The sequence below is a fragment of the Methylobacterium sp. B1 genome (assembly GCF_000333255.1).
GTDB classification, from domain to species: domain Bacteria; phylum Pseudomonadota; class Alphaproteobacteria; order Rhizobiales; family Beijerinckiaceae; genus Methylobacterium; species Methylobacterium fujisawaense.
This window is the reverse complement of sequence record NZ_BACT01000678.1, coordinates 1-5337: the sequence shown is the minus strand read 5'-3', so window position 1 is coordinate 5337 and position 5337 is coordinate 1. Positions and strand designations below refer to the sequence as shown.

Here is a 5337-nt window from a genome sequence, read left to right as displayed (position 1 = left end):
ATCCTGCCGGAGGCGGGGCTCGGCGAGGCCCAGGGCATCGCCGAGCGCATCCGCGAGCGGGTCGAGGCGGTGCCGTTCTCGGTGCTGGGGGCCACCCGGACGGTGCCCGTGACCGTCTCGATCGGGGTCGCCGTGCGCCGCGGCGAGGATCTCTGCGCCGCCGACATGCTCCGGCGCGCCGACCTCGCCCTCTACCGGGCCAAGGCGGCCGGACGGAACCGGGTCGAGTCGCAGGCAGCCTGACCCTCCGGCCGCGGCCTGTCCGGGCCGCCGGCCGAGGGCCCGGACCGCCGGCCGGCGGCCCGGTCCGGCAACAGGCCGGTTGACACCACTCCCGCCATCGCCAACACCTCGCGCCCGCCGCCCCCGCGCGGCGGACCCCGGGAAGATCTGTGATACGATGGCGGTGACGCGCACCTACCTCGACTTCGAGAAGCCGGTGGCCGAGCTGGAGGCCAAGCTCGAGGAACTGCGCGCCGTGAGCGCGCGCGACGGCGCGGTCTCCATCGCCGAGGAGGTCGGCCGGCTTGAGGCCAAGGCCGGCCAGGCGCTGGCGGAGATCTACGCGAACCTCACCCCCTGGCAGAAGACCCAGGTGGCGCGCCACCCGCAGCGGCCGCACTTCGTGGACTATTGCGACGGGCTGATCACCGAGTTCACCCCGCTGGCCGGCGACCGGAACTTCGGCGAGGACGAGGCGATCCTCGGCGGGTTCGGGCGGTTCCGCGGACGGCCGGTCCTGGTGCTCGGCCAGGAGAAGGGCGCCACCACCGAGGCGCGGCTGCGCCACAATTTCGGGATGGCCCGCCCCGAGGGCTACCGCAAGGCGGTCCGGCTCATGGAGACCGCCGACCGGTTCGGTCTGCCGGTCCTCGCCTTCGTCGACACCGCCGGCGCCTATCCGGGCATCGAGGCGGAGGAGCGCGGCCAGGCCGAGGCCATCGCCCGCTCCACCGAGGCCTGCCTCGCGCTGGGCGTGCCCAACGTCGCCGTGGTGATCGGGGAGGGCGGCTCGGGCGGCGCCATCGCGCTCGCCACCGCCAACCGGGTCCTCATGCTGGAGCACGCGATCTACGGGGTGATCTCGCCGGAGGGCGCCGCCTCGATCCTGTGGCGCGACCAGGGCCGCGCCGCCGACGCCGCCACCGCCATGAAGATCACCGCCCAGGACCTGCTGCGCCTCGGCGTCATCGACGGGATCATCCCGGAGGCCACCGGCGGGGCGCATCGCGACCGCGAGGCGGCGATCCGGGCCGCGGGCGACGCCGTCGCCGACGCCCTCGCCCTGTTCGACGGCCTGACGGCCGTCGAGATCCGCGACCGGCGCGCGGAGAAGTTCCTGGCGATCGGCCGGACCCTGTGAGCGAGCCCGGGGCGTCGGGGGGGCTGTTCGGCGCGCTCGGCCGGCTGCTGGGCCGGCGCGACGCGCGGGAGCCGGACCGGCACAACCATATCTCCCTCGGCTGCAACTGCCAGATGGCGCACGTCCTCAAGACGCTCGACCTGCGCCAATGGTCGGGGCCCCTCGACTGGATCTTCTCCATGCCCGGCATGGCCCGGGACTGCCTCGCCGACGATTTCTCCGCGCTCGTCGACCGGAGCCAGCTGGAGAGCATCCCGGAATCCGAGCGGCGCGGCCCCGGCATCTGGCGGGGGCGCCACCGCCTCTACCGGGAGCGGCATGGCCTCGAATGCGTGTTCAACCACCACGACCCGGCGACGAGCGAGGCGGATTACGCCTTCCTCACCGAGGGCGTGCGCCGGCTGCGCCGGGCCCTCGACACGCCGGGCACCGACAACCGCCTCTGGATGATGACCCATCTCCACACGCCCCGGGACGTGGTCGAGGCGATCGACGACCTGCTCGGGCAGCGCGCCAGCCGCAACCACCTGACCTTCCTGCAGCTGGAGACCGGGCATCCGCGCATGGCGGTCGCCGAGGCGGTCGACCTGCGGACATCCCTGCGCTGGCTCACCGTGCACACGCCCTCGGAGCCCGTCGGCCTGCGGCTGGCCGACCCGGCCGACGACGCGGCCTTGGTTGAGATCATCCGGGCCGAGGCGGCGCGGCGGCCGGCGCTGTTCGGCTGAGCGGGCGCCAAGCCCGAACTGCGTGGCGCGCGACAGGGCGACGATCGCGCCGACGCGGACGGGCGCGAGGCAATTCCCTCACGGGTGAGCGCCGAAGGCGGCCCCGCGCATCCGCTCCGCCAGGAAATTCACCAGCACGCGCACCCGGGCCGGCATGGCGGGGCCGCCCACGAACACCGCGTGGATCGCCTCGCGGTCCTGCGGGTTGAACGGCTCCAGCAGCGGCACCAGCCGGCCGGCGGCGAGATCCTCGGCGATGTGGAAGTTGCCGACCCGGGTGATGCCGGTGCCCTGCAGGGCGAGCTGGACCAGGGTCTCGCCGTTGTTGGCGGCGACGTTGCCGCCCACCGGCAGGACGCTGTCGTGCCCGTCGATGCGGAACGGCCATCCGGGCTCGGAGCGGCGGAAGCTGAAATCCAGGCAGTTGTGGCCGGCGAGGTCGGCGGGCCGCCGCGGCGTGCCGGCCCGGGCGAGGTAGGCCGGCGAGGCCACCACCGTCCGGCCGGTCTCCCCGAGCCGCCGGGCGGTGAGCGGGCTGTCGGCGAGCGGGCCGAACCGGATCGCCACGCCGGCCCGGCCGCCGAGCACGTCGGCGAGTTCGTCGCTGAGGTCGATCTCCACCGTGATGCCGGGATGGCGCTCGACGAAGGCGGCGAGCAGCGGCACGATCACGAGCCGGCCATGGGCGGTGGCGGCGCTGACCCGGACCCGCCCGCGCGGGCAGCCCCGGTCGGCGAGCGCGGCTTCGGTCTCGTCGAGATCCGCCAGGATGCGGCGCGCGGCGCGCCCGTAGGTCTCGCCCTCGGCGGTGAGCCGGAGGGTCCGGGTCGTCCGCACGAGGAGCTGCGCGCCGAGCCGCGCCTCGGTCCGGGCGACGATCCGGCTGACCGCGGAGGGCGTCAGCCCGAGCCGACGCGCCGCCCCCGACAGGCTGCCGGCCTCCGCCACCGCCACGAACACCACCATCTCGCCCGCCCGGTCGACCTTGTCGCGCAGCATCATGCCCGTCCCGCGATGCCCGAAGCCGATCCCGGGCGCTCCGACCCGAGGCCCTCATCCTGGGATGCCGGAGCGCCCCTCCGACGCCCGCCGGCGCGGGCACCTCACGATGAGGGCGTGTTCGGGAGAGCCGCGCAGGATGCCCCCGTCCCCGATCCGTCGGCAAGCCCGCATTCGTGCCGTCGGCGCACAGATCCTGGTCCCGAGCGGGGACTACTGTCCTGGAGACGAATCCGCCACCTGCCTCACCGGAACGAACGGAGATGCGGACCCCATGGCGCTCAACCCACCCCTGCTGGCCCTCGCGGCCGGGGCCTTCGGCATCGGCGTGACCGAGTTCACCCCCATGGGCATGCTGCCCCTGATCGCCGCCGACCTGAACGTGTCGATCCCGGCGGCGGGCCTCGTCGTCAGCGCCTACGCGCTGGGCGTGGTGATCGGCGCGCCGCTCGTGACCCTCGCCACCGCGCGCCTGCCCCGGCGGCGTCTGCTGGTTGGGCTGATGGCGATCTTCACCCTCGGCAACCTGATGGCGGCCCTCGCCGACAGCTACGCCATGCTGGTCGCCGGCCGGCTCGTGACCGCGCTGAACCACGGCGCCTTCTTCGGCGTCGGCGCGGTGGTGGCCGCGGGCCTCGTGCCGCCGGAGCGCCGTGCCGCCGCGGTGGCGGCCATGTTCTCGGGCCTCGCCATCGCGACGATCGGCGGCGTGCCGCTCGCCGCCTGGACCGGCGCGATGCTCGGCTGGCGCGCGGCCTTCTGGGGGATCGCCGCGATCGGCGCCGTCGCCATGCTGGCGCTGCGGCTCGCCCTGCCGGAACTCAAGGCCGAACCGAGCGCCGACCTGTGGTCCGAGCTGCGCGTCCTCGGCCGCGGCCCCGTCCTGGCGGCCCTGGCGCTGACCATGGTGGGGTTCAGCGCGATGTTCACGGTGTTCACCTACATCGCGCCGATCCTGCGGACCGAGACCGGCGCGACGGCGCCGTTCGTCACCGCGATGCTGGTCCTGTTCGGGCTCGGCCTGACCGTGGGCAACTGGCTCGGCGGCCGGCTCGCGGACCGCTCGGTGGACGGCACGATCATCGGCGCGCTGGCGGCGCAGCTCGTCGTCCTCGTGCTGTTCGCCTGGGGCATGCACGGGGCGGCCGCCGCGGCGTTGCTGATCGTCCTCTGGGGTGTCGCGAGCTTCGCCAGCGTGGCCCCGCTCCAGATGCGGGTGATGGCGCAGGCGGCGGACGCGCCCAGCCTCGCCTCGGCGATGAATATCGGCGCCTTCAACCTGGGCAACGCGGTCGGGGCGGCCGTCGGCGGCGCCACGATCGATGCCGGGCTCGGCTACCCGGCGGTGTCCCTGGCCGGCGCCGCCCTGGCGCTGGCCGGCCTCGTCCTCGTGCTCTGGCTGGGTCGCCCCGCCGCGGTCCCGGCCGCCTGTGGATAGGGCCTGCGCCGCAGGCTCTCCACACCGGATAACAATCCAGTGTTGCACCCGCGTCCTTGCGGTAAGGAAGGCGCAAGCTTAACGAGCCTATTGGGTTGGGGAGTGGCACCCGACGCGGCCAGCAAGGCCCGCGGGCGCGCGTAAGACGATCGAGGTTCCCCATGACGGCGCGTCTCGCGACCGCGCGACTGCTGGCGGCAGCGTCCCTGCTGGCCCTGTCGCTCGCCGCCTGCCAGGACGGCTCCGGGATCAACGGCCCGAGCGCGCGCAGCCTCGCGCCGGTCGCCCCCCAGACGGTCGCCCTGATGCAATCCAAGGGGATGCAGCAATCCGACCCGATCCTGATCCGCACCTTCAAGAAGGAAGCGGAGATGGAGATCTGGAAGCGGGGCGGCGACGGCCGTTACGCCCTGCTGAAGACCTACCCGATCTGCCGCTGGTCCGGCCAGCTCGGCCCCAAGACCCGCGAGGGCGACCGGCAGGCGCCGGAGGGCTTCTATACGATCACCCCGGGCCTGATGAACCCGAATTCCTCGTACTATCTCTCGTTCGATACCGGCTTCCCCAATGCCGTCGACCGGGCCAACGGGCGCACCGGCAAGTACCTGATGGTGCACGGCACCTGCTCGTCGGCGGGCTGCTTCGCCATGACCGACGCCACCATCGCGGAGATCTACGCCATCGCCCGCGAGGCGTTCATCGGCGGCCAGCGCAGCTTCCAGTTCCAGTCCTATCCGTTCCGGATGACGGCCGAGAACATGGCCAAGTTCCGCAACGACCCGAACATCGCCTTCTGGCAGAACCTCAAG

6 protein-coding genes are annotated in these 5337 nt (G+C 73.6%); 5 read left to right on the top strand and 1 reads right to left on the bottom strand.

Features of this window, described 5'->3' with window-relative positions:
• The 3 genes from I53_RS20015 to I53_RS20005 all read left to right on the top strand — a co-directional run.
• Positions 1–243, top strand: a 243-nt coding sequence (locus I53_RS20015; RefSeq protein ID WP_043353948.1) for a diguanylate cyclase, incomplete at its 5' end; no start/stop codon positions are given.
• 157 nt (positions 244–400) lie between these two features.
• Complete coding sequence (locus tag I53_RS20010; protein WP_043353946.1) at positions 401–1363, top strand: acetyl-CoA carboxylase carboxyltransferase subunit alpha; 963 nt, start codon at positions 401–403, stop codon at positions 1361–1363.
• Positions 1360–2091, top strand: a complete 732-nt coding sequence (locus I53_RS20005) for a DUF1796 family putative cysteine peptidase (RefSeq protein WP_043353944.1) — start codon at positions 1360–1362, stop codon at positions 2089–2091. Before I53_RS20010 ends, I53_RS20005 begins: the two co-directional genes overlap by 4 nt.
• A gap of 78 nt (positions 2092–2169) precedes the next feature.
• Here the strand turns inward: I53_RS20005 and I53_RS20000 are convergent, their stop codons facing one another.
• Complete coding sequence (locus I53_RS20000; protein WP_043353950.1) at positions 2170–3090, bottom strand: LysR family transcriptional regulator; 921 nt, start codon at positions 3088–3090, stop codon at positions 2170–2172.
• A 274-nt stretch (positions 3091–3364) separates the two neighbouring features.
• Between I53_RS20000 and I53_RS19995 the strand changes: the two genes are divergently transcribed.
• Together I53_RS19995 and I53_RS19990 are read left to right on the top strand one after the other, a co-directional pair.
• Positions 3365–4528 carry an MFS transporter gene (locus I53_RS19995; RefSeq protein WP_043353942.1) on the top strand — a complete coding sequence of 388 codons (1164 nt, stop codon included), beginning with the start codon at positions 3365–3367 and terminating at the stop codon, positions 4526–4528.
• A gap of 161 nt (positions 4529–4689) precedes the next feature.
• Positions 4690–5337 (top strand): murein L,D-transpeptidase family protein (locus I53_RS19990; RefSeq protein ID WP_043353941.1); only part of this gene is annotated, 648 nt, incomplete at its 3' end.